This is a genomic window from Soonwooa sp. (genome assembly GCF_030151385.1).
In the GTDB taxonomy this organism is placed as follows: Bacteria; Bacteroidota; Bacteroidia; order Flavobacteriales; family Weeksellaceae; genus Soonwooa.
Window position 1 is genome coordinate 87,574 of the sequence record NZ_JASLDS010000049.1, and the last position, 24,384, is coordinate 111,957.

The window sequence follows — 24,384 nt, forward strand, 5'->3', positions numbered from 1 at the left end:
TTTTTGCAATCATAATAAAAGCTCTAATAACCACACTTAAAAATTCTATAATAATACAATAAAATCTAAAAGACTATGAAAAAAAACTACATTTTAAGCCTCATCTTTATGATGATGAGTCTATTGGGCTACAGCCAAGCCAGTACAGAGACTTTTGAGGAAGGAGTTGTTGGAAGTACTTCGTTTACTAATAATGGTGTTACTTTTAAAATTATTTCGCCGTCTAATTATTATAAGATTGTAAGATTTCCTGGTACTGGTTGGAATGGTACCGCTTATGACAATCAGTACATTGATAATAATGAGGCACCAAATGCTCCGACTTTTAGCATCAAAACAACCTCTAATCTTTTTAAAGTGAACAGGTTTTGGATGTTCCTATCAACAAGAGATCTTAACTTGAATGTAATCGGAACTTTAACAGTAACTGGAAAATTGAGTGGTGTTACTAAATTTACCCAGACAAAGACTAATGGTTTTGCAACCTCGCTAGGGAGTACTAATGGTTTTAGTCTAATTGATTTGACTAATCTTAATGGGCAAAATTATTCTAATATTGTTATTGATGAGTTGGTGCTTACGATTGGTGGTGCATTTACTTATGCAAGTTTTGATGCCTTCACATGGGTTAAAGATTCTAATGTGATATTGGGCCCTTCGGTTTCTTTAACTAGCCAAACTAATGTCAGTTGTAATGGTGGAACCAATGGTTCATTAACCGTAAGTGCTTCTGGTACTCCAACACCATATACTTATTCTTGGTCACCAAGTGGAGGAACATCTGCTACAGCAACGGGATTATCAGCTGGTACATATACTGTTACAGTGACAGATGCTAATGGAGGTAAGGGAAGTGGGTCATATACTATAACCCAACCTACTGCATTAACAGCTACTACATCTCAGACTAATGTTAGTTGTAATGGCGGTTCTAATGGTACAGCAAGTGTTCAAGCATCAGGCGGTACTTCAGGTTATACTTATTCTTGGTCACCAAGTGGTGGTACGGCTGCAACAGCAACAGGTTTAGCTGTAGGAACTTATACTTGTACAATAAGGGACGCTAATTCTTGTACAATTACAAAGTCAGTCACGATAACGCAACCAACCGCTTTATCTGCTACAACATCGTCTACCAATGTTAGTTGTAATGGCGGTTCTAATGGTACAGCTAGTGTAGTAGTATCGGGTGGTGCCTCAGGTTATACTTATTTGTGGTCACCAAGTGGTGGTACAGCTGCAACAGCAGTAGGATTAGCAGCAGGAACTTATGCTGTAACAGTCACGGATGCTAATGCTTGTGCAATTACAAGGTCAGTAACAATTACGCAACCAACCGCTTTATCTGCTACAACATCGTCTACCAATGTTAGTTGTAATGGAGGAGCTAATGGTACAGCTAGTGTAGCAGTATCAGGCGGTACTTCAGGTTATACTTATTTGTGGTCACCAAGTGGTGGTACAGCTGCAACAGCAACAGGATTAGTTGCGGGAACTTATGCTGTAACAGTAACGGATGCTAATGCTTGTACAATTCTAAAGTCAGTAACGATAACACAACCAACAGCATTAACAGCTACTGCATCAAAGACAGATGTTAGTTGTAATGGAGGAGCTAATGGTACAGCTAGTGTAGTAGTATCAGGTGGTACCTCAGGTTATACTTATTTGTGGTCACCAAGCGGTGGTACAGCTGCAACAGCAACAGGATTAGTTGCGGGAACTTATGCTGTAACAGTCACGGATGCTAATGCTTGTACAATTACAAGATCAGTAACGATAACGCAACCTGCAGTATTAACAGCTACTGCATCAAAGACAGATGTTAGTTGTAATGGAGGAGCTAATGGTACAGCTAGTGTAGCAGTATCAGGTGGTACTTCAGGTTATACTTATTCTTGGTCACCAAGTGGTGGTACAGCTGCAACAGCAACGGGATTAGTTGCAGGAACTTATACTTGTACTATTACAGATGCTAAAGGCTGCGTAACTACAAAATCAGTAACTATAACGGAACCAACAGCGGTGTCAGCACCAATAGGTGATGCAACGCAAAGCTTTAACCAAGATGATACTTTGGCTGCTCTTGTGGTTAATGGTCAAAATATCAAATGGTATGCTTCTCAAACCAATGCTCAGACGCATACTAATGCTTTACCAAGTTCTACCATTATTGTTAATAGTACTACTTATTATGCAACTCAAACAATTGGGCAGTGTGAGTCTACTTCATCTTTAGCAGTAAAGGCTTACAATGCGACCTTAGCAGTTGGTGTTAATAATAAGATTGCAGCAATCCAACTATTTCCTAATCCTGTTAAAGATATTCTTAATCTAAAAACGGATGAAAAAATAGAAAGTGTAGATGTCTTTGGTATCGATGGTAAAAAACTAATCAATAAAGCACGGGTAACTACTAATAACCAACTGGATGTGCATAACCTAGCTCAAGGTACTTACATCATTCAGGTAAAAACAGAAACCAAAACAGAAGCGATTAAGTTTATTAAACAATAATGAATCAGCAGTAAAACAATTGGTAGGCTGCGAAAGCAGTCTATCTTATTGCTAAGTCTAATATTTTCTTTGAATTATAGAACGCTTTTTCGGTTTCGTTGAAAGATGAAAAAAAATAACACAACTATTTCTAAAATTAATAACACTATGAGAAATTCAGTTTTATGTGCCTATCTTATTTTAATGTGGAGTTCTGCGCTCTCTACATTTTCGGCACAACAACAAATGTCTAAACAACGCAGAATTGAAAATAACAAAGTTGCAGCTCTTGAAGTATCTACTAAAAAAGACCAAACTACTAGGCTCGAACGTATCTATGGTACATATTCTCGTGAAGCCGAAGTCCAGTCGAAAAGATCTGAGAATGTTAAGCATTTCCGAAATCCAGATGGTAGTTTTACTGCACAAATAGGAGGTAATTATCACTACAAAGATCAACAGGGTCAATGGCAAGACATAGATCTTAGTATTGAATCTGGCGTGTCAGAGCGTACAGGATATTCTTACAAAAGCGTTAAAAATAAAGTGAAAAGCTATTTTCCGCAATATGCCAATAACGATGGTCTCATCATGAACTTGGAAAGTGGAAAAGATTTTAGTTGGTGGAGAAATCCTAGTTTGAGTATTAATAGTAATGGCTCTCAAAAAGATGTTAAAAAAGCTATAGTGCAACAAGCTAAAGCTAAGGGTGAAAGCATTGTATATCCGCAAGTCCATGACGGTATTTCTGAAGAATTTGTAATGCTAGATAATGGTGTAGAGCATAACACGATTATTGATAAGTTGTCTTCTGATATTAAAAATGCACAACAAGGTGCTACTTTAGAATTTAGTCAATTTATTCCACTAGGAAATACTTACAAAGTTATTGACGCTAAAGGACAAGTGAAGAAATCCGATTTTGATACCAAGCAGTTTTCAATAGAATTAGGTGATCCAGCAGATCATATTTATTTTGGTAATATCTTAGTCTTTGATGCTAATACAACTAAAGAAGATGCTTTGTTAGTTAATCTTCCGTCAGATAAATTAACAGCACAACAAAAGTTAAACCATAAGAACAATGTTTTAGAAATTTCTTATAGACTTATTTTTGTAGATGGTGGTGTAAAGGTAATAGCGAAGTTACCAGTAGATTGGTTAAAGGTATCTCACCGTAGCTTCCCTGTAACCATTGATCCAACAGTTACTATTATGCCTCCAAATTCAGAAGGTTATTTTGCTGGACCTCTAACGCATTGGTATGGTTATCAACGTTATGCTAACATATACCTTCAGTCAGAACTTGGTATTTCTTCTGGAATAATAACAGCGATAGAATATAATTCTACAGACAATGGTGTCGCAGGAAGCACGCCTACAAAAGTTTATATGAAATCCACTACCGCCAATACTTTGGCAGGGGGTAAGCTATGGAATTCTACAGACTATACCGGAAATGCGCAATTGTGTCTTGATGCTAATACAGATCAAGGAGATACAACTGGTTGGAAGATGTTGACCTTTACAAATGCTTACAACTACGATGGCAGCAACGGAAATCTAATGATTATGGTGTATGATGCCTGGGGAGGTGAAGGAAGTGCGAAGGGGTACAATCAGTCAGAAAGTGTCTTACGAAGGCAAGCTTTTAGTTGCCATGATGACACCGATCCTGGTGATAGTACGACTTTAGCGGTTGAAAATAGATTATCAGAGATTAGGATTACCTACTCTCTACCGCCCAATTGTGCAGCTGTACCAACCAACATGATAGCGCAATCTAGCGTACCAACGACATGTCTTGCAAGTTCTTTTACTTTGAGTATAAAAGACTTTACATTACAAACCGGCTTGGCGGTACAATGGCAAAAATCGACCGATAATGGTGTTACATGGCAAAATCTAGGGTCGAGTCAAGCTACAAATGTGCTAACAGTTAATGGGCAAGCTACGGCTTCTCAATACAAAGCAATTGTTACTTGTACATTATCTGGTAATTCTTCTACTACAGCACCTGTTAGTGTTGGTTTAAGTCCTACCCAAAATTGTTATTGTACTAACACCATTCCACTTAATTGTAGAGAAGGAGACTTTATTGGTAATGTGACCTTTGGTAATATTAACAACAACTCAGGGTGTGGTAATACAACAACAGGATATTCTAATTATACAACAACTGTAGCCCCAGCTATTGTTGCTGCAGGATCTACTGTGCCTATTTCGGTAAAAGTAGGACCGTCTAGTGATGGTTGGATGTATGAGTCGGTTGGTGTATGGATAGATTATAATCATAATGGGGTTCTGGATGAGTCAGAAGGCGAATTTACTAACGTTGGAACAGGACTCGACCAAGTATTAACAAAAGACATACTTATACCTTCCACAGCTTTATCTGGTGAAACTAGAATGCGTGTCGTTCTTATAGGAACTGAAAAGATGACTAACGATTACGCTTGTGGTCCAAAAAATACAAATATAAGCTTTGGGGAAATGGAAGATTATACAATTAATATTGTTGCACCATTGTCAATAACAATGTCCTCGACAAACCTTAACTGTAATGGTGGTAATAATGCAACCGCAACTGTAGCTGCGAGTGGAGGTGTTGCACCTTATACTTATCTATGGGATGATGCGGCGGCACAGACAACTGCAACTGCAACAGGATTAATAGCTGGCAATTATAGTGTAAAAGTAACCGATGCTAATCAAAATAGTATGACGAAATCAGTAACGATTACTCAACCTGCAGCTGTAGCTGCACCAACAGGTAATGCAACGCAAAGCTTTAACCAGAATGACACTTTGGCTGCGCTTGTAGTTAATGGTCAAAATATCAAATGGTATGCTACGCAAGCGGATGCTCAATCGCACACCAATGTTTTACCAAGCACAACAGTTATCATTAATGATACGACTTACTACGCAACACAAACTGTTGGACAATGTGAGTCTAATGCCGCACTAGCCGTAAAAGCTTACAATCCGACCTTAGCAGTTGGTGCTAACAATAAGACTAAAGCAATGATATTATATCCTAATCCAGTTAAGGATATTATTAATCTAAAAACGGATGAAAAAATAGAAAGTGTAGATATCTTTAGTATCGATGGTAAAAAACTAATGAACAAAGCACGGGTAAATACTAATAACCAACTGAATGTCCATAATCTTCCTCAAGGTGTTTATATCATTCAGGTAAAAACAGAAACAAAAACAGAAGCGATTAAGTTTACTAAACAATAGCGATTTTTTGTAAGTATATTTTATTGAAGCAGACCGCCAAGGCGGTCTGCTTTTTTATTTAGGAGCTTGGTTGAGATTTACAATTTCTTCCAAATCATAATGTAGTCGTTTTTGGCGAGGATTTTATACTTTTGAGGTTTTGTGCCAAATGGAAAAACGCGTTGGACTTCCATTGGGATTTTAGGATTGCTAAATGCAATCTCCATAAGATTGTTGCTTTTGTCGTACTGGTAGCTTGCTAAATAATCTGCTTGTGATAACGTGCCACACCAACCTGTAGCAGAACCTTCAACTTGATAGCGCACATTAAGCTTAGCATTTGGTAAAAATATAAATCGGCTATTGCGACTTTCGGCGATAGGGTTGTAATATGGTAGATAATTCCATGCTTGACCGTACATCATTTTTTGAGCATCCTCTGAATATTTAGAAAGGTCATCGTGTTCTCTTATTTGTCGATTAAGAATTTGATAGTCTTTAAAATTAATGATGGTCCAAAAATCGGAATAATATTCTGAATCTTTTGTTGTCAAATCACTTTGGTTGATACCAATTTCTTTGATGATGTTGTCAAACTTCTTTTGTCGTTCTGCAAGATCATAAGTTGGATTTATTTTGGTTTGGTCTGATGTTATTTCTTTAATGAATTTAAGTTTCAAAATTTTATCATTGTTGTCAGTAATATCAAAAGTTTGTTCTACACTGATTTGATTTGGATTGGCATTTGCTGAAAGTTGCAGATGGTTATTTTCAATTTTCCAAGTTCCAGTAACTGGCGTGTAACGTGCTTGGTTTGTGTTAATTTGAAATTGCTGCATAGAGAATTGCTTATCTGTTTGTAGATTCAACTTTGTATAGATATCACCTCTAAGGAGATAATAACTTTCTAAAGAATCGCCTCTTATTATATTTTCCTGATTCGTTTTCCAATCCTTTTCGATATGGAATGTATTGTCGGTTTGCAATTGTCCATAGAGTATCCACGTACCGACAAGTTTGTCGGGATTTATTTCTTTTTGTTGTGGCGTTGGCTTGGCTTGATTTTCAGTTTTGTTTTCAGTTTTTTTGCTGCATGATAAAACTATTCCCAATAGTAGGACAAAAAGTAGAACTCGGAAAAGTATCTTGAGTTTCATATTGTTATTTTTTCATCGAATTAAATATAAGCATTTCTGTCTTTTCGCTGGATTAAAATATTTCTTGGAGGATGTAACAAAAAGGCATCTTCAAGCGTCTTATTATTTTACGACTGACGAATTTTGAATTATGATTTGGTATTGTGATTCAGTTTTGTTGGTCGCTGAGCGGAATCGAAGTGCCTTTTTTGGATTTTGATTTCGACGCCGCTCAATGACTATTGCATAGTCGCGTGAGCGATGCTAGCGGATATCCTTTTGGGGTGGCGCGAGGCGGCGGAGCGTAGCGGAGCCGTCCGATCGGCACACTAAAAGATAGCAGCGGACGTAGCGACCCGCTTGTTGGCGGAGGAGAAACCTGATAGGTTTTGGAAAACCTATGAGGTTTTGTAAGGCGAACAACGGGACACGCCAAAAAAAATAAGTAACTTTACATAAGCTAAATAAAAGTATGAAGAAATTAATTACTACCGTTTCAATTCTATTAATGATGACAGCAGTTAATGCACAAAAATACGAACTTCAGCACCTTACGGATCCTAGCGGATATCAGTATGACAGCGTGAAGAATGACGCCAACGGCGTGCGAATCTATACCCTAAAAAATGGCTTGAAGGTTTATCTTGCGAGAAACGAAGATGCACCACGTATCCAAACTTACATTCCTGTAAGAACGGGCTCTAACCAAGATCCTGCGGACAACACAGGTCTTGCGCATTATTTGGAGCACATGGTTTTCAAAGGGACTTCCAAGTTGGGGACGCAAGATTGGGTAAAGGAAAAAGCTTTGCTACAGCAGATTTCGGACCTTTATGAGCAACACAAGGCTGAGAAAGATCCAGAGAAAAAGAAAGCGCTTTACAAGAAAATCGATGAGGTTTCGCAAGAAGCTTCAAAGTATGCCATTGCCAACGAGTATGACAAAGCGATTTCGTCTTTGGGAGCGACTGGTACCAATGCACACACTTGGCTAGACGAAACGGTTTATAAAAATAATATTCCGTCTAACGAATTAGAAAAGTGGTTGAAAGTTGAAAAAGAGCGTTTCTCAGAATTGGTGTTGAGATTATTTCACACCGAGTTGGAGGCCGTTTATGAAGAATACAACCGTGCACAAGATAACGATGGTCGTTTGGTTAACTATGAGTTAATGGACGCTTTGTTTCCAAAACATCCTAACGGACAACAAACAACAATTGGTACATCAGAACACTTGAAGAATCCATCTATGGAGGCTATTCACAAGTATTTTGATACTTATTATGTGCCTAATAATATGGCGGTTGTTTTGGTTGGAGATATCGATTATGACAAAACGATTAAGTTGGTCGATCAATATTTTGGAAGTTTCAAATACAAAGAGCTTCCGAAAAAGCAATTGCCAGTAGAAGCGCCAATGACTTCGGTGGTTTCTAGAACTGTGAAAAGTCCATCTACGCCACGTTTAACAATGGCTTGGAGAACGGATTCTTACGGTACTAAAGAAGCGCGTCTTGCTGATATGGTTGCCAATATCTTGAGTAACAATGGTGAGGCTGGACTTATCGACCTTAACATCAATCAACAACAAAAAGCTTTGGGAGCTTATGCTTATGCATCGCCTTTCAAATATTATGGAAATATGACCATGGCGATTGTTCCGAAAGAAGGACAATCTATGGAAGATGCTAAAAAACTATTGTTGAATCAAATCGACTTGGTTAAAAAAGGAGATTTCCCAGATTGGATGTTGCCAGCGATTATCAATGATATGAAGGTTCAGCGTCTTAAAGGTTGGGAGACTGCGGATGGTCTTGCAACAACACTTTACAATGCTTACATCAAAAATGTAAATTGGGAAGATGAACTAAACGACATCAACGAGTACGAAAAAATTACTAAAGCTGATGTTGTTAAATTCGCAAACGACTTCTTCAAAGACAACTACGCAATTGTCTATAAAGAAAAAGGTGTTAATGATAAATTGGTTCGTGTTGAGAATCCAGGTATTACACCAATTAAACTAAATAGAGATGCGCAATCGCCTTTCCTAAAAGATATTCTTAACTCAAAAGTAGCTGATATTGCACCAGTATTTATTGACTATCAAACTGCGATAAAAACTGACAAAATTAAAGACAAGAAAATCAGCTTTGTTGATAACAAATACAATGAAGTTGCGCAAGTTAGTTATGTCTATCCAATGGGATCGGATAATGACAAAGAAATGTCTTTAGCAGTTTCGGTTTTACAGTATTTAGGAACTTCGAAATATACACCTGAGCAGTTAAAAGGTGAGTTCTATAAGTTGGGAATTGCTAACAGTTTCAGAACTGGGAATGACCAAATTATCATTACGTTGACAGGTCTAGAAAGCAACATGAAAAAAGGTGTTGAACTTCTTAATCATTGGATTTCTGATGTTAAGCCAGACCAAGCTATCTATGACCAAACGGTTAAAACAATTCTTGAAGGTCGCGAAGTGGCGAAAAAGGACAAAACAAGAATTATGTCTGCTCTTAGCAACTACGCGAAATACGGAAAAGAAAGCCGTTTCAGCGATGTTATTTCTAAGCAGAATTTAGAAAGTATCAAAGTTGCTGATTTGATGTCAAAAATCAAAAACCTTAACAAGTATCCTTACGAAGTTTTCTTGTACGGAAAAGACGAAAAGTCTTTGAAAAATGGTGTTAAACCTTTCATCCAAATGGCAAGCTTAACCGCGCCAAAAGCTAAAGAATATCCAGAGCCAGCAACAGCAGGTCACGTATACTTTACCAATTACGATATGGTACAAACCGAAATGTCAAAAATTGGAAAGGGAAGTGATGTTAACACAAAAGACTTCGGAAAAATCAATGTATTTAACGAATATTTTGGACGTGGATTGTCATCAATTGTTTTCCAAGAGATTCGAGAAAGTAAGTCTTTGGCGTATTCTGCTTACGTTTCTTACTCGCCAAGTAACTTGTTGAATCACCCGAATTATGTGACGACTTACATCGGGACACAGGCTAACAAATTGCCACAAGCAGTTAGTGCGATGAATGATTTGATGGCGGATTTCCCACAAATTCCGGCACAGTTCGAGAATGCAAAAGGGTCAGCGCTTAAGCAGATTGCATCTAACAGAATCAACAGAACCAACATTTATTTCAACCAATTGGCGTTGGCGAAGTTGGGAATTAACTACGACATCAGAAAAGACACGTACGCAGAAATTCAGTCGTTGACTTTACCGCAATTGACTAATTTCTACAACGGTGAAATCAAACCATTGAAATATAACACCGCAATCATCGGGAAAAAGGAAAACCTAAATATGGACGCTATCAACAAGATGGGCGACTTCAAAGAGGTAACTTTGGAAGAGATTTTCGGTTACTAATTTTATTTTGGTATTTTAACTACAGCGACTTCTATTCGGTTAGGAGTCGCTTTTTTTTTATGGCGTGCCCTTTTACGCTCACTTGGTTCGACGCTCCGCGTCGCCCACGTTCGCGCTTCAGGTCGGTCTGCGCGCAGTCGCTGTGATGCTCGGACGGCTCCGCTGCGCTCCGCCGCCTCACATCACGAGCTCCAACAATGCGCTTCGCCCTCACGCAAAGTCGTGATAATTAGGAAGATTCTCAATTTGATTGAAATTTACTTAAAATCAATAAAAGTTAAATTATTAGTAAAAATAAAAGAAATTTGTTTTAAATTCGTTTTCCTAAAAAGTGAAATTGTGTGCGAGTGGAAAAACGGATTTTCTTAAAACTGTTTTTAGTAGGATGTACGTTGGCTTTGCAAAAAGTTGAGGCACAACAAAACATAATGTTTTCTAACGATCTTTATAGTGGAGTCAGTTCGAGTTCACTTTCGCCGACACAAACTTATATCAATCCAAATCCGTGGGACATTCAGATTTTTTCCGAAGATGTCAATGTCTATAACGATTATGGCTATGTTTCAAAACAAAGTCTATTAGGTCTTACCAAAGGAAAAATAATTGCAGCAGAGCCTAAAAAAGGAATTACAGGTGCTAATCAAGCCAATGTTTTCGATTACTATAACAAGGATTTGGCGAATCTGTATTTTAGCTCAGATATTATGGGACCCTCATTTTCTTTTAAATCAAAAATAGGCGATACAGATTTTAATGTTGGTCTTTTTACGAGGTTGAGAACCCAAACTACCATAACGGATTTAGATAACTATTTTAGATTTCAAGATCAAGATGTATCTCGACCGATAGAATATGCTGTAAGTCCTTTCAAAACCAGTTTTATGAATTGGGGTGAATTAGGACTTAATTTTGCAACACAAGTTTTTCGTCAGTCAGACTACAAATGGGTTTTGGGTATCAACTTAAAATATGAAATGGGTTTTGATGCTTTCAATCTTCAGAATAACAAAGAATTACACCTAAGCACAGAAGTTAATGCGGAAGGTAACGACCAGACAACCGCAACTTCTTATGATCTTGCAGGGAGTTATGCCACCAATTATAATTTTGATAAGAAAAAATATGACTTCAAGCAGCAAGGTAGCGGTGTCGGCTTAGATTTTGGCTTAAGTTTTATCAATCAATATCCTGATTCCGAGCACTATGATTTTAAGTTTGATTTCAATATATTGGATGTTGGTTATGTCAAATTTAATGGAGAAAATCACTCTTTTGTTGGTGATACAAAAGTTTTGTTAGATGATAATCCGACTTTTGATGATACCAAATTTGAGTCTGTTAAGCAGTATTTAGGTTTGTTGAGCTCTGAAGTTTATGGCGACCCAAATAAATCCCACATTTCTGATGGTTTCAAAATTGGTTTGCCAACAAGCATTCATTTAGCTTTGAGCAAAAATATTGTCGATAATCAATATTTAAGTTTTAATTGGATACAGCGAATGCCAATTTTTGAAAATAGCCTTAAACGTATTAACGCTCTTTCGGCCACCTATTCAATTCAGAAACGTACAATAGCTTATGGCTTTTCAAGCGCTTTGTATGATTATCGTAATCTGCAGTTTGGAGCTTATTTGCGACTTGGACCACTTATTTTGGGAAGTGAGAATATGTTTCCATTTTTATTCAAGCACGAAAAATTGCATGCTGCTAACTTTTTTATAGGATTAAAACTTTATCCATTTTGGGATAGTGAGTTCAAGCGTCATCGCCGCGAAAAATGTAATTGTGATTAGGTAAAACTGAAATCGCCATCACCGTCTGCGAATTCATATCGGAAATCACTGCCAAGTTCTTGTCTCAGCGTTTTCGTAATAAGATAATTTCTTTTGAAATATCGCTTATACAAAGCTTTTACCGAATTCCCTTTTGCTAATTCGTTATTAAGTTGATCGTCATAGATTGTCATCATTTTCACTTTGTAACTTTTGATAATTGCCGGAAGTGAAATTGCAACTTTCGAAATATCATCCGCAAAATAATAAAGAACTTTAAGATGCGAATTTCGAATAGAACATAAAAAGCAAGTTGTCAAAATTCCATTTTCATAAAGCTTTACCCAAAACATTTGATAAGATTTGGAAAAAGATGAAAATAAATAATTTGGCTGTTCTTTTTGGGTTGACAACCAAGGGTATCTAAGAATCCACTCGAACTCTCGTGAGCTTCTGTATAAAGGATTCTTGATTTGTTTATCAATGAAATTTTGCAAATCTTTATCCCAATCAGATGTAACTGAGTAACTCAATTTTGATGATTTAGAAAGATAGGGAATTACAGGGTTTATTAACTTATCAAATCTTAAAATCCATTTTTTATTTCGATTAAAAACTTCTTTTTTAGCAGGTAGAATTTCTGCAAGATTGGATTTAAAATAATATCGAACAGCTTGTTTTGGAGCGAGGTCGTCAAAAAGTCCTATTTTTTTATAAAGTCCATGCGCACTATCTGTGAATTCGGTGATCATCATTCTTCCATTGTAAGCTGCTTCGGCGGCATACAAAAGTTTTTGCGCAATCTGTTTGCCTCGATGCTTTTCGCTGACGTACAAAGTCGAAAACCATCCGAAATGAAAAACTTCGCCGTTTGGTTTTGCGATGTCGTCTGGCAAAATCCCAAGATAACCTGTTAGTTCTTCGCCTTCATAAGCCAAAAATAACAGAATGTCATCATCCGTCGCACGAGGATTTGCGATGTGCGAGATTTCGCGAAGTTCAGAAATTGGCGCAAACTCAAACTTCCCAAAGGCTTCTGATGTTGTAAATCCTTTAAGTTGTTTCTTGTTGAGTCCGACAATTTCTATCACAGTTTTCAATTTTAAACAAATATAACAAACTTGATTTTTAAAACGAAACTAAAAATCGGAAAAGGCTGATGCTTTCTGATTAAATTCGGTGTTTGTTGAATAATTTTAGCAAGTTGAAATACACGATTTCATTTTTGATAACTTGCTTCGCAGAATAATTGTCGACTTCCAGCGGAATTCTTTGCAAGTTTTTGAAGCGCGAATCAAGTTTGAGTCCAGCAGCTCCAAATGCATATTGAAGTTGGGGATTGGCTTTTGATAGCTTTTCAAAGAATTCATTTTTGATCCCAAAATCGGTGAATGGAAAAGCAAACGAATCACTATTCAATCCTAAATTTTCTAGAAAATCCAAAGCTTTTTGAGTGTTGTCAAGTTGTGCATCAAGACTTAATTCATGATACAAAGGATGATCCCAACCGTGCGCCGAAATCCCAAAGCCATCCTGTTTTAATTTTAATAATTCGTCGGTTGTGAGATAAACTTTATTTTGCGCTAAATAAGTTTTAAAATCGATGTTCAAAAAAGTGGCAAGTTCATCCAAAAGATGTTGATTTTCAAATTTAATAGAAAGAAGAATTTCTTTAAGATTCGATAAGCCAGGATGTAATTTTAAATTTTTAAAACCTAAAACTTGTTGTTGGAAATCTTTATCATCTGCAATTTCAGAAATTAAAAGACTGGCTTTACAGCGCCACATGAGATCTTTATTATCAATAAATTTTGGATTGATAAAGTTGGTTGCGTAGATGCCTTTTTGTTTTAAAATAGGAGCGATTACATCATAAAAATCGCTGTAACCATCGTCAAAAGTTAATAGTAATTTTGGTTTTCCGGTTTTGTTTTTAGTATTCTTTCTTTCTAAAAATGTGTTCCAATCAATAAAGTCAAAATCCTTGGAAAGCTCGTCCAAATCTTTAACAAATGCCTTCGAACTTCGATATGGGAAAAGATGTTGAGCATGTTTTAGTTTTTCATCACTTACGCTGTGGTAGACGATAACAACATCTCGGTAGGGAAGATACTTTGCAAGTTTCTTTAACGAAAAAGAATTAAGTAAAGTTGATGCCGATTTGTAAAAGATAGATTTTGCGCTCACTATAAAAAAAAACATTGTCAGAGCTTTCGCCCTGACAATGTTAAGAAAATATTATTTAATACTTGTAAGGTATTTCAAAAATTATTTAATAATCTTCATTTCGTTAAGAAGCCATTTAGCATCCGCATATTTATCAATGATGAATAAGATATACTTTGTGTCAACCATAATGTTACGACTGAACTTAGGATCGTAGTTGATGTCGCTCATCGTACCTTCCCACTGTCTGTCAAAGTTAAGACCAACCAAGTTACCATAAGCATCCAAAGCTGGCGAACCAGAGTTACCACCTGTTGTGTGGTTGGTTGCCGTAAAGTTAACTGGTACATCACCAGATTTGTCTTTGTAGATACCGTAATCTTTCGTGTTGTAAAGATTAATCAATTTTTTCGGAACATCGAATTCGTAATCTCCAGGCACATATTTTTCCATAACACCAGCAAGATGCGTTTGGTAGCCATAAGTTACAGCATCGCGAGGGTTAGACCCTTTTACTTTACCATAAGTCACACGCAAAGTTGAGTTAGCATCTGGGAAGAATTTTCTATCCTTATCCGTTGCCATTTGCTGTGCCATAAAGGTCTTTTGCAAAGCATCGATGTCAGATTGTAGACCCGTAACTTTCCCGTGCGTTGTGCTAACGTAAGTATTTTTGATATTGTTCCAAAGTTGAACATACGGATCATTTTTCAAAGCTTTTACAAGACTTGCTTGGTCTGCAAATACTTTGTTGATGTCGCTATATGTTGTTGCGCCGTTTACGCTTGCTTGCCCAGTAATGATAGAGTTTTTAGCATAGTTTTCCAAAACCGCAACATTAGCTTTCGCATCTTTGAATTTTTCTAAACCACTTGGCAAAAACTGAGGCGCTGACTTCGTTGCGTAAAGCGCTAAAACTTGAGCCGTAACTTTCGCATCCAAGTTGCTTTCGTAATCTTTGTAGATGTCTGTAAGTTTGGTTTTAAAAGCATCCAAAGATTTTGGATTATAAGTACCATTATCAATAGCTTCAACATAGCTAGAGAACAAACTTGCCAAAGCTAAAGTCTCAGCATTTCTAGGTAATTCCGAATAGTAAGCTCTGTTTAACGCATAAGGTGCTTGCTCATTATAAGCTTTATTAAGTCCATCAATAGTCGCTTTAATTTGAGGGTTTTTCGAAATCAAAGATTGTTCATATTGTTGTTTTTTACCAACAGCATTTGATTTTTTAAGACCTTCAACTTCACCAATCCATTTTTTCCAAGAGTTGGCGATACGAGCGTATTTAGAAGCATATTTAATTCTTGTAGCATCGTCCGTTCTCATTTTTTCGTCAAGAACTTTCAAAGTAACATCACGCACCGAAATCATTGCTGGATCGGTTTCGTTCATAATTTTTTCTACAGCAATTGCTGGAAGATATTCCGTAGTTCTTCCTGGGAATCCAAATACAAACGTGAAATCATTTTCTTGTTTATCCTTAATAGAAACTGGCAAGAAATGTTTTGGCTTGTAAGGCACGTTATCTTTAGAGTATTCTGCAGGCTTGTTGTTTTTGTCCGCATAGATTCTGAACATCGAAAAATCGCCTGTATGACGTGGCCAAACCCAGTTGTCAGTATCACTTCCGAATTTACCAATGCTTTGTGGTGGTGCACCAACGAGGCGGATATCTTTGAAGGTTTCGATAACATAAGCATAATACTTGTTACCGTAATACATCGATTTTACAACAATTTTTTGATCTTTTGGCGTTTCTCTTGTCGCGATGTAATTGTCTGTGTTTTGTTTGATTTTATCGTCTAAAGATTTACCAGTAAGACTGTCGGTACCTTTTAAGATTTCTGGAGTTACCTCCATGATGTCAACCACAAAATCAACTGTTACACCAGGATTTGGAAGTTCGCCTTCCATATTTTTTGCCCAAAAACCATTCGTTAAAAGGTCATTTTCTACCGTTGAGTGTGATTGGATATTGTCATAACCACAGTGGTGATTGGTCAACAATAGACCTTGTCCCGAAATAATTTCGGCTGTACATCCTCCATCGAACTGTACCACAGCATCTTTGATGCTCGCTTTACTAGGGTCAAAAATATCTTTCGCAGAGATTTTCATTCCCAAGTCTTTCATTTCCTTTTCATTAAGTTCTGTAGGCATCCACATACCGCCGTATTGTTGGGCAAAAGCCATTGCAGCAGGTAATAAGATTGCTGATAATAGAAGTTTACTTTTCATTTCTTAGCATTAAAATTGAGCCAATTTACGCATTTTTATCGGAACGGGATTTTTTGTCGTTTGAGAACCGCTTTGTTTTTTAGGAGCCAATCCCGCTATCAGCTGTATCTTTAGTCTTGTCGCTCGGACGGCTCCGCTCCGCTCCGCCGCCTCACGCCAATCCCAAAGGATGCCGCTTCTATCGGGGCTAGGGAATACGTGTTCCCATTTTAAAGTCTATTTAACAATTTTTGAAACAATATTTTCACACAGAATCTTCATGAATAAGTTCTATGAAAACAACCTCATTTTTTTTAAAAACCAATTATTCGTATTTTCGAAGGAAATAAAAGTTTTATGAAGAATAGATTTTCCTTATTGTTTTTGGCAGTAGCGGCACTTGGCTTTGCGCAAGAAAATGTTACCTACCAAAAACCATCTCAAGAAATATTGCAGTTGGCGGACTACAATCGTCCACCAACAATAATGATGGATAGCAAACGCGAAAATATCATTTTAACCTATCGTTCAACCTACAAAACTTTAGAAGACCTTAACCAAGACGAAATGAAGTTGGGTGGACTTAGGATAAATCCAGTAACCAATATTTCGAGTACGATTACTTATTTTAACAACTTAAAACTTAAAAAAGTTACTGATAAATCCGAAACCCAAGTTAAGGGACTTCCTGCAAATCCACGTTTAGCTTATTTTCAATTGTCACCAGACGAAAAGTTGTTGGCTTTCACCAATACCACAGCTAAAGGTGTCGAACTTTGGATTGTAGATCTAGCTTCGGCAACAGCGAAAAAATTGACTTCAGATAACTTGAATGCTAACATGGGATCACCATATTCTTGGTATAGAGATTCCAAAGCTTTATTAGTGAATCAGATGGTCGCAAATCGTCCAGCGCTTTTGGATGATAAAAATAATCTTCCGACTGGTCCAACAGTGTCGACAAGTGACGGGAAAGTGTCGCAAAACCGAACCTATCAAGATCTTTTGAAAAATCCGCAAGACGAGAAGAATTTTGAAATGCTAGTAACTTCAGAATTGTACAAAGTTAGCGTTGATGGTGGTTCTAGCCTATTCAAAAAAGCTGATTTGTATGTTGGACAAAGTTTTTCTCCTAATGGAAAGTATGTCAATATTACAACATTGCAAAAGCCGTTTTCGTACATCGTTCCTTATTCTAGATTTCCGATGACAAGTATTGTTTATGATGATGCAGGCAACGAAATTAAAAAAGTAAATACTGTGCCTTTAACGGAGATTATGCCAAAAGGTTTTTCTGCAACACGTGAAGGAAAACGTAATATGACTTGGCGCTCGGACAAACCTGCAGTTTTGTATTTTGTCCAAGCTTTGGATGGTGGTGATCCTGCAAAAAATGTAGATTTTCGCGATGAGGTTTTCACGTGGGAAGCACCATTTAATGCTGAACCAAAATCTTTAGTAAAAATAAAAGATCGTTTTGGAGGCATCCAATGGGGAGATGATCAACATGCGATTATTAGTGATTCTTGGTATGACACGAGAAATCTAACGACTCAGTTTCTTAACCCAACGACAGGCGAAACAAAACTAATTTCGAAGCGAAATTTCCAAGATATCTATAGCGATCCTGGGAATTTCCAAACCAAAAGAAATGAGTTTGGTCGCGATATTATCGATATAGAAGCTAACAAATCTTATCGTTTAGGTGAAGGTTTTACCAAAGAAGGACAATTTCCGTTTATCGATTCTTTCGATTGGAACACTTTGAAATCAACAAGACTATACACGTCTAATGTTAAAGACAAAAAAGAAGATTTAATCGATATTCTTAATATTAAAAAGAACGAAATCCTTGTTCGTGAGCAATCCAAAAACGAGTATCCAAATTATTATATCAAAAATTTTAAATCAGGAAAATTAACGCCAGTTACACAATTTGCTAATCCTTTTGCAAGTATTAAAGATGTTACTAAAGAAGTGATTCATTATAAAAGAAATGACGATGTAGATTTGACAGGGACGCTTTATCTGCCTGCTGGATATAACAAAAAAGACAAGTTGCCATTGTTGATTTGGGCTTATCCAGAAGAGTTTAAAGATAAAGCAACAGCGGGACAAAACTCCAAAAACCCAAATGAGTTTACCTTCCCAAGTTATGGTTCTTTCATTTATTGGGTAACCAAAGGTTATGCAGTTTTGGATGACGCTTCATTCCCAATTATTGGAGAAGGCAAAACGGAGCCAAACGACACTTTTATCACGCAATTGGTGGCGGATGGAAAAGCGGCAATTGACGCTGTAGACAAATTAGGATACATCGATAGAAAGAAAGTTGCAGTTGGTGGACATTCTTATGGAGCTTTTATGACAGCAAATCTTTTGACACATTCGGATTTGTTCGCTTGCGGTATTGCGAGAAGTGGAGCTTATAACAGAACTTTGACGCCTTTTGGGTTCCAGAGTGAGCAACGTAATTATTGGGATATCCCAAATATCTACAACGAAATGTCACCTTTTATGAATGCTAACAAAATGAAAACACCATTATTGCTTGTTCATGGTGAAGCAGATAACAATCCAGGGACTTTCACTCTACAAACAGAGCGTTATTTCCAAGCCTTAAAGAATCTTGGAGCGCCAGTGCGAATGGTGTTGTTACCCAAAGAATCGCACGGTTATGTTGCAAAAGAAAATGTCTTACATCTTCTTTGGGAGCAAGACCAATTCCTAGAAAAATGTTTGAAAAGTAAATAAATTTAGATTTTGATACATAAAAAACCATCGGATTCCGATGGTTTTTATGTTTTTATATTAAAAGAAATTACGAATTCTTTTCTTTTAATAAATCTCTAATTTGAGCTAAAAGTTCCTCTTGAGTAGGACCAGCTGGAGCTGCTTCTATAACAGGTTCTGGCTTTTTCAGTTTGTTGATACCTTTGATCATTAAGAATAATGCAAAAGCTACAACAATAAAAGAAATAGCAGCAGAGATGAAGTTACCATACTTAATTGCAGTTCCTGGAATTACAAGCTGAGATAGGTTATCTGCATGTATTGCTTTTAATGCAGGGTTTAGGATAGCTGGTGTAATAATATCTTCTACTAATGAAGTTACAATTTTTCCAAATGCACCACCGATAACTACACCGACAGCCAAGTCAATTACGTTTCCTTTTACAGCAAACTCTTTAAATTCTTTAAAAAATCCCATAGTGTTTTGTTTATTATAGGCTACAAAAATATTAAAATTTCTTAATGATAGATAGATATATTCTAAAATTATTGTAATATTTTATTTATTGAACGATATTTGTATATTGTTTCTTTAAAAAATACGCAAAAACAAGCCGATGAAAATACTAAATGTTAATCAATTAAAGGAATGTGATCAATTTACAATAAAAAATAAGCCTATTTTTTCAATTAATCTTATGGAAAAAGCGGCGAAAGTAAGTTGTGAATGGATTCTCAAAAACTCGGATGTTAACGAGGATTTTATCATTTTTTGTGGTAACGGAAATAATGGTGGTGACGGATTAGCATTAGCCAGATTGTTGTCAACATTTAATAGAAAAGTTAAAGTGGTTGTCAATTATGGCAAAAAATTCTCAAAAGATGCTGTAACCAATCTTCAAAGGATTCCCGAAAATGTTCCTATTATTGATGCTAGCGATTTTTCAACTAACATAGTTAGACAATCAACGGTTATCATTGATGCTATTTTTGGTATAGGTCTCAACAAAAATATTGGACAACCTTGGGAAGCTATAATTAATGAAATTAACACTCTAAGTAATCAAATTATTGCACTTGATATGCCTTCTGGATTAAGTCCAGATGGAGATAGAAATAGTGATGTTTTCATAAAAGCAAATGATACGATTAGTTTCCAGTTTTACAAAAAAATATTCTTTCATCCAGAAACTGGTGTTTATTGTGGAAAGATTCATGTCTTGAATGTTGATTTAAGTCCTATTTATATAAAAGAAGTAAAAGTAGATTCTTTTGTTGCTGATGAAAGAGAAATAAAAAATATTTACAAAAAGCGCCCTGAATTCAGTCATAAGGGGAATTTTGGTAAAGCAGTTCTAGTGGGTGGTAGTTATGGTAAGACAGGCGCAATTGTATTAGCTGGTCGTGTGGCGGCAAGAACTGGCGCGGGACTTACTTATATTAACGCCCCAGAATGTGCGTATTCTGCATGTTTATTGCAAATCCCAGAAGCGATGTTTGAGTTTGGTGGTAATCGTGAAGTCGAACAGATCAACACTGTAGAAAATGCTGATTATGGAATTGGACCAGGCTTTGGTAAAAGTGATATAGCCCGTTCTGCTTTGGAGAATTTTTTGCGAAACCACAGCAAGCCAATTGTATTAGATGCTGATGCTTTAATGCTTTTGTCTAGTCATTTTAATTTGCTATCATGGGTGCCGAAAGATTCGATACTGACTCCACATCCTAAAGAATTTGATCGACTTTTTGGTGCTTCACTAAATTCTTTTGATAGATTAGAGTTAGCAAAAGAAATGGCAAAAAAGTATGGAGTTAATATCGTTCTCAAAGATCATCATTCGCAAATTATTCTGTCAACAGGTGAGGTATACTACAATGTGACAGGTAATTCTGGTTTGGCTAAAGGCGGAAGTGGCGATGTTTTGACAGGAATAATTACATCACTTTTAGCTCAAAAATATAGTCCAAAAGAAGCTGCGATTTTTGGTGTTTGGATTCATGGTAAGGCTGCGGATTTGGCTCTTAAAGGTCAATCCAAAGAAAGCCTTCTGGCTTCAGATGTTATCGAAAGCGTCGGCAAAGTTTTTAACTACCTTTCAAAGTAGCAATTATTACACTTACTATAACAATTAATATTGTCCAGATCCATATCGATTTGGACATTTTTGTTTTTTGACCCAATGCAACTTTGTAAATGCTCGATTGGATTTCCAAAAATAAAATCAATACAAAAGTGTTGATTAACATTCCAAAAGAGGTTTGTAAATCCAAATTCCAGTTTTGTATAAGCGAATAAATGTCAGCTATTTTTAAAGATTTTAAATCTGCAATCTGTGTACTGAATGTTGCGAAAAATATCAAACCTAAAATCGGCATCAACCAATAGAACAATTTGTTACCATATCCGTCAGCTGTACCACTAATCCCAAAATGAATCGGGATTCTTTTTGGCAGATTGCGATAGGTTAAAGCGCTAAAAAGTAACAATGCAAAAACCAATATGCTGTTTATAAGAATTAAAAGTAATGTCATTTCTATAAAATAAGAGGATGAGGTCGATGATTTTCTAAATTTTATAGCAATTTAAAACTTTTTTAACAACAATGGAATCCAATTATTATTAAATTTGTTAGTATGATAAATGACAAAAAGAATGAAATTTTTCGACAATTAGTTGAAAATAAATTCCAAATATACAATTCACTTTTCATGAGTTTGCCTTATGATAAGATGACCAATATCGGAATGTTGCTTCCGTTTTTATACGAAGAAAGTAAAGAAGGTTACGACAAAGCTTTGTCTCCGGAAGAGATTATTAATTCGTTTTTTAAAAATCATACCGATTTGCAAACCGAAGAGCAAAAGTTAGAATTACTTTTTAAAATTGTTCAGTATATCGAGCGGCAAGTTGTTTTGTTCGATAGTATTGAGGATGCAGCTTTTCAGGATTTGCATTCGGAAGCGGATGCGGGGACAATTGTTAATCTTTACGAACGTGCTTTACAAGACCATCGTTTGACGGAAGTTCGCAAAAAGTTAAAAGACTTTTCTGTGAAAATCGTTTTTACAGCGCATCCAACACAGTTTTATCCAAATGCTGTTCAGAGAATTATTCATGATTTGCGCAATGCCATTCAGGACGATTCTGTGACAGAAATTGATGTGTTGTTGCAGCAATTGGGCAAAACGCCATTCGTTAACAAAGAGCGTCCAACACCTTTGGATGAGGCGATGAGCATTATGTATTATTTGCGTTATGTCTATTACCAAAGCATTGGCGACCTTTATAAAAAGTTAAAAGAAACTTTTGGTACAGAGTCTTTCCATCTTCATCCTGATGTTATTAAGTTAGGTTTTTGGCCAGGTGGCGATCGCGATGGCAATCCATTTGTAACCGCGAATGTAACTTTGGAAGTGGCTAACGAACTGCGAAGCTCAATCCTAAAATGTTATTATGGACATCTTAAAAACATTCGACGACGCTTGAGTTTTAGAGGTGTTTCGGAGGTTTTGGAAGACTTAAGCCATAAATTGTATAAAGCTATTTTTGAAAATGATTTCGAAATTTCGGAAGCGAATATTATTGCTAAAATTGACGAAGCTGAACATATCTTAATGACATCACACCAAGGACTTTTCCGAGATTTGTTGGACGATTATCGCGATCGGGTTCGGATTTTTGGGACACATTTTGCGACTTTAGATATTCGACAAGATAGTCGTATTCATCAAAAAATAATTGATACAATCTTTAATCATTTATTTAAAAATGAAGAAAATTCTGAAATTTCTAATCAACAGAAATTCGAAAAGTTAATTGCATCAAATGATGTTGTGACACCAGAGATTTTCGATGAAGAAATTGTCAAAGATACTTTGCAAAATATTTTGAATGTTACTAAAATTCAAAAACATAATGGCGAACGTGGATTGCATCGTTACATTATTTCGAATTCGGATGAAGTTAAAGATGTGATGAATGTCTATGCGCTTTTTAAACTTTGCGGTTATCAAGAAAGTGACATCAAAATGGATATTGTTCCGCTTTTCGAAACGATGGAAGGTCTCGACAATGCGCAACAGGTTATGCGAGATTTGTATCAATCGCCGATTTATCAGCAACATCTCAAGAATCGTGGCAACCAACAATACATCATGCTCGGTTTTTCTGACGGAACTAAAGATGGCGGTTACCTAAAAGCGAATTGGGAAATCTACCGCGCCAAAGAAGAATTGACGGCAGTTGCTAAAGAATTTGGCATTAAAGTTATATTTTTTGATGGTCGTGGAGGTCCGCCAGCAAGAGGTGGTGGAAAGACGCATGATTTCTATGCTTCACAAGGCAAGACGATCGCAAATAACGAGTTAGAATTAACAATACAAGGTCAAACGATTACCAGCGTTTTTGGTAATAAAGACCAAGCGAAATACAATTTTGAACAACTTTTAACTGCTGGAATTGAAAATGATGTTTTCGAAAATTCTAAAAAAGATTTAACCGAAAAAGAACGCCAACTGATTGATACCTTGGCTGAATTAAGTTATAAAAAATATTCGGAGTTAAAAGCGCATCCAATGTTTGTTCCGTATTTGCAAGAGATGAGCACACTCGAATATTATGGAAAAACCAATATTGGAAGTCGTCCAAGCAAACGTGGCGCAGATGGTGAATTGAAATTTGAAGACTTGCGTGCAATCCCATTTGTTGGTTCTTGGTCGCAACTTAAGCAAAATGTTCCTGGTTTTTATGGATTTGGAACTGCGTTAAAAATATTGAAAGACGAAGGTAAATTTGATGACGTTAGATTCTTATATCAACATTCGGATTTCTTCAAAACTTTGGTGCTAAACTCGATGATGTCGATGAATAAGACTTATTTCCCATTGACTTTTTATATGAGAGAAAATAAAAAATTCGGCGAATTTTGGAATGTTTTGTTTGAAGAATTTAACCTATCGAAAGATTTGATGTTAGAATTAACGGGCTTCAAAGTGTTGATGCAAGAAGAACCACTGAACAGAAAATCGGTTTTGATTCGTGAGAAGATTGTGTTGCCACTTTTGAGCATCCAGCAGTATGCATTAATGCAGATTCAGAAGAATCCTGATAATAAAGAACTTTATGAAAAGTTGGTAATCAGGTCTTTATTTGGTAATATTAATGCAAGTCGTAATTCTGCTTAATTTTTTTAATCGAATTTAAGTTTCTTTAAGTAGATTTACACCGCTTTTCTTTAGTCGCATT

13 protein-coding genes are annotated in these 24,384 nt (G+C 36.4%); 7 read left to right on the forward strand and 6 right to left on the reverse strand.

From position 1 onward, the window contains the following. Nucleotides 1-75 precede the first annotated feature (75 nt). Both Q1V95_RS09235 and Q1V95_RS09240 read left to right on the forward strand, forming a co-directional pair. The gene (locus Q1V95_RS09235) at nt 76-2,517 is read left to right on the forward strand and encodes a T9SS type A sorting domain-containing protein (RefSeq protein ID WP_300672994.1); all 2,442 of its coding nucleotides are present in this window, start codon (nt 76-78) and stop codon (nt 2,515-2,517) included. Between the two features lie 147 nt (nt 2,518-2,664). Continuing rightward, nucleotides 2,665-5,745, forward strand: a complete 3,081-nt coding sequence (locus Q1V95_RS09240; protein WP_300672995.1) for a GEVED domain-containing protein — start codon at nt 2,665-2,667, stop codon at nt 5,743-5,745. 77 nt (nt 5,746-5,822) lie between these two features. On the opposite strand, the gene Q1V95_RS09245 is transcribed toward Q1V95_RS09240, so the two are convergent. Further along, entirely contained in the window at nt 5,823-6,881 is a 1,059-nt protein-coding gene (locus Q1V95_RS09245) for a DUF5004 domain-containing protein (RefSeq protein WP_300672997.1), read from the reverse strand. A 451-nt stretch (nt 6,882-7,332) separates the two neighbouring features. Between Q1V95_RS09245 and Q1V95_RS09250 the strand changes: the two genes are divergently transcribed. After that, nucleotides 7,333-10,248, forward strand: a complete 2,916-nt coding sequence (locus Q1V95_RS09250; RefSeq protein ID WP_300672999.1) for a M16 family metallopeptidase — start codon at nt 7,333-7,335, stop codon at nt 10,246-10,248. A 347-nt stretch (nt 10,249-10,595) separates the two neighbouring features. Continuing rightward, nucleotides 10,596-12,041 carry a hypothetical protein gene (locus tag Q1V95_RS09255; RefSeq protein ID WP_300673001.1) on the forward strand — a complete coding sequence of 482 codons (1,446 nt, stop codon included), beginning with the start codon at nt 10,596-10,598 and terminating at the stop codon, nt 12,039-12,041. Here the strand turns inward: Q1V95_RS09255 and Q1V95_RS09260 are convergent. The 3 genes from Q1V95_RS09260 to Q1V95_RS09270 form a co-directional block, all read right to left on the reverse strand. Then, a complete protein-coding gene (locus Q1V95_RS09260) occupies nt 12,038-13,111 on the reverse strand; it encodes a GNAT family N-acetyltransferase (protein WP_300673003.1) in 1,074 nt (357 codons plus the stop codon). The genes Q1V95_RS09255 and Q1V95_RS09260 overlap by 4 nt on opposite strands. Nucleotides 13,112-13,190: 79 nt before the next feature. Next, complete coding sequence (locus tag Q1V95_RS09265) at nt 13,191-14,222, reverse strand: polysaccharide deacetylase family protein (RefSeq protein WP_300673005.1); 1,032 nt, start codon at nt 14,220-14,222, stop codon at nt 13,191-13,193. Nucleotides 14,223-14,288: 66 nt separating this feature from the next. Beyond that, nucleotides 14,289-16,427 carry a S46 family peptidase gene (locus Q1V95_RS09270; RefSeq protein WP_300673007.1) on the reverse strand — a complete coding sequence of 713 codons (2,139 nt, stop codon included), beginning with the start codon at nt 16,425-16,427 and terminating at the stop codon, nt 14,289-14,291. A 336-nt stretch (nt 16,428-16,763) separates the two neighbouring features. Between Q1V95_RS09270 and Q1V95_RS09275 the strand changes: the two genes are divergently transcribed. Further along, nucleotides 16,764-19,160 (forward strand): prolyl oligopeptidase family serine peptidase, encoded by a 2,397-nt coding sequence (locus Q1V95_RS09275; RefSeq protein ID WP_300673009.1) that lies wholly within the window; start codon nt 16,764-16,766, stop codon nt 19,158-19,160. 67 nt (nt 19,161-19,227) lie between these two features. Here the strand turns inward: Q1V95_RS09275 and mscL are convergent, their stop codons facing one another. Then, complete coding sequence (gene mscL, locus Q1V95_RS09280) at nt 19,228-19,617, reverse strand: large conductance mechanosensitive channel protein MscL (protein WP_300673011.1); 390 nt, start codon at nt 19,615-19,617, stop codon at nt 19,228-19,230. Between the two features lie 139 nt (nt 19,618-19,756). Here mscL and Q1V95_RS09285 point away from each other — a divergent pair, with 139 nt between their 5' ends. Further along, nucleotides 19,757-21,244 carry an NAD(P)H-hydrate dehydratase gene (locus Q1V95_RS09285; protein ID WP_300673013.1) on the forward strand — a complete coding sequence of 496 codons (1,488 nt, stop codon included), beginning with the start codon at nt 19,757-19,759 and terminating at the stop codon, nt 21,242-21,244. Here the strand turns inward: Q1V95_RS09285 and Q1V95_RS09290 are convergent. After that, nucleotides 21,225-21,671 (reverse strand): DUF1648 domain-containing protein, encoded by a 447-nt coding sequence (locus Q1V95_RS09290; RefSeq protein WP_300673015.1) that lies wholly within the window; start codon nt 21,669-21,671, stop codon nt 21,225-21,227. The genes Q1V95_RS09285 and Q1V95_RS09290 overlap by 20 nt on opposite strands. Nucleotides 21,672-21,773: 102 nt before the next feature. On the opposite strand from Q1V95_RS09290, the gene Q1V95_RS09295 reads away from it, so the two are divergent. Further along, on the forward strand, nt 21,774-24,323 hold the full coding sequence (locus Q1V95_RS09295) for a phosphoenolpyruvate carboxylase (protein WP_300673017.1): 2,550 nt from the start codon (nt 21,774-21,776) through the stop codon (nt 24,321-24,323). Nucleotides 24,324-24,384 lie beyond the last annotated feature (61 nt).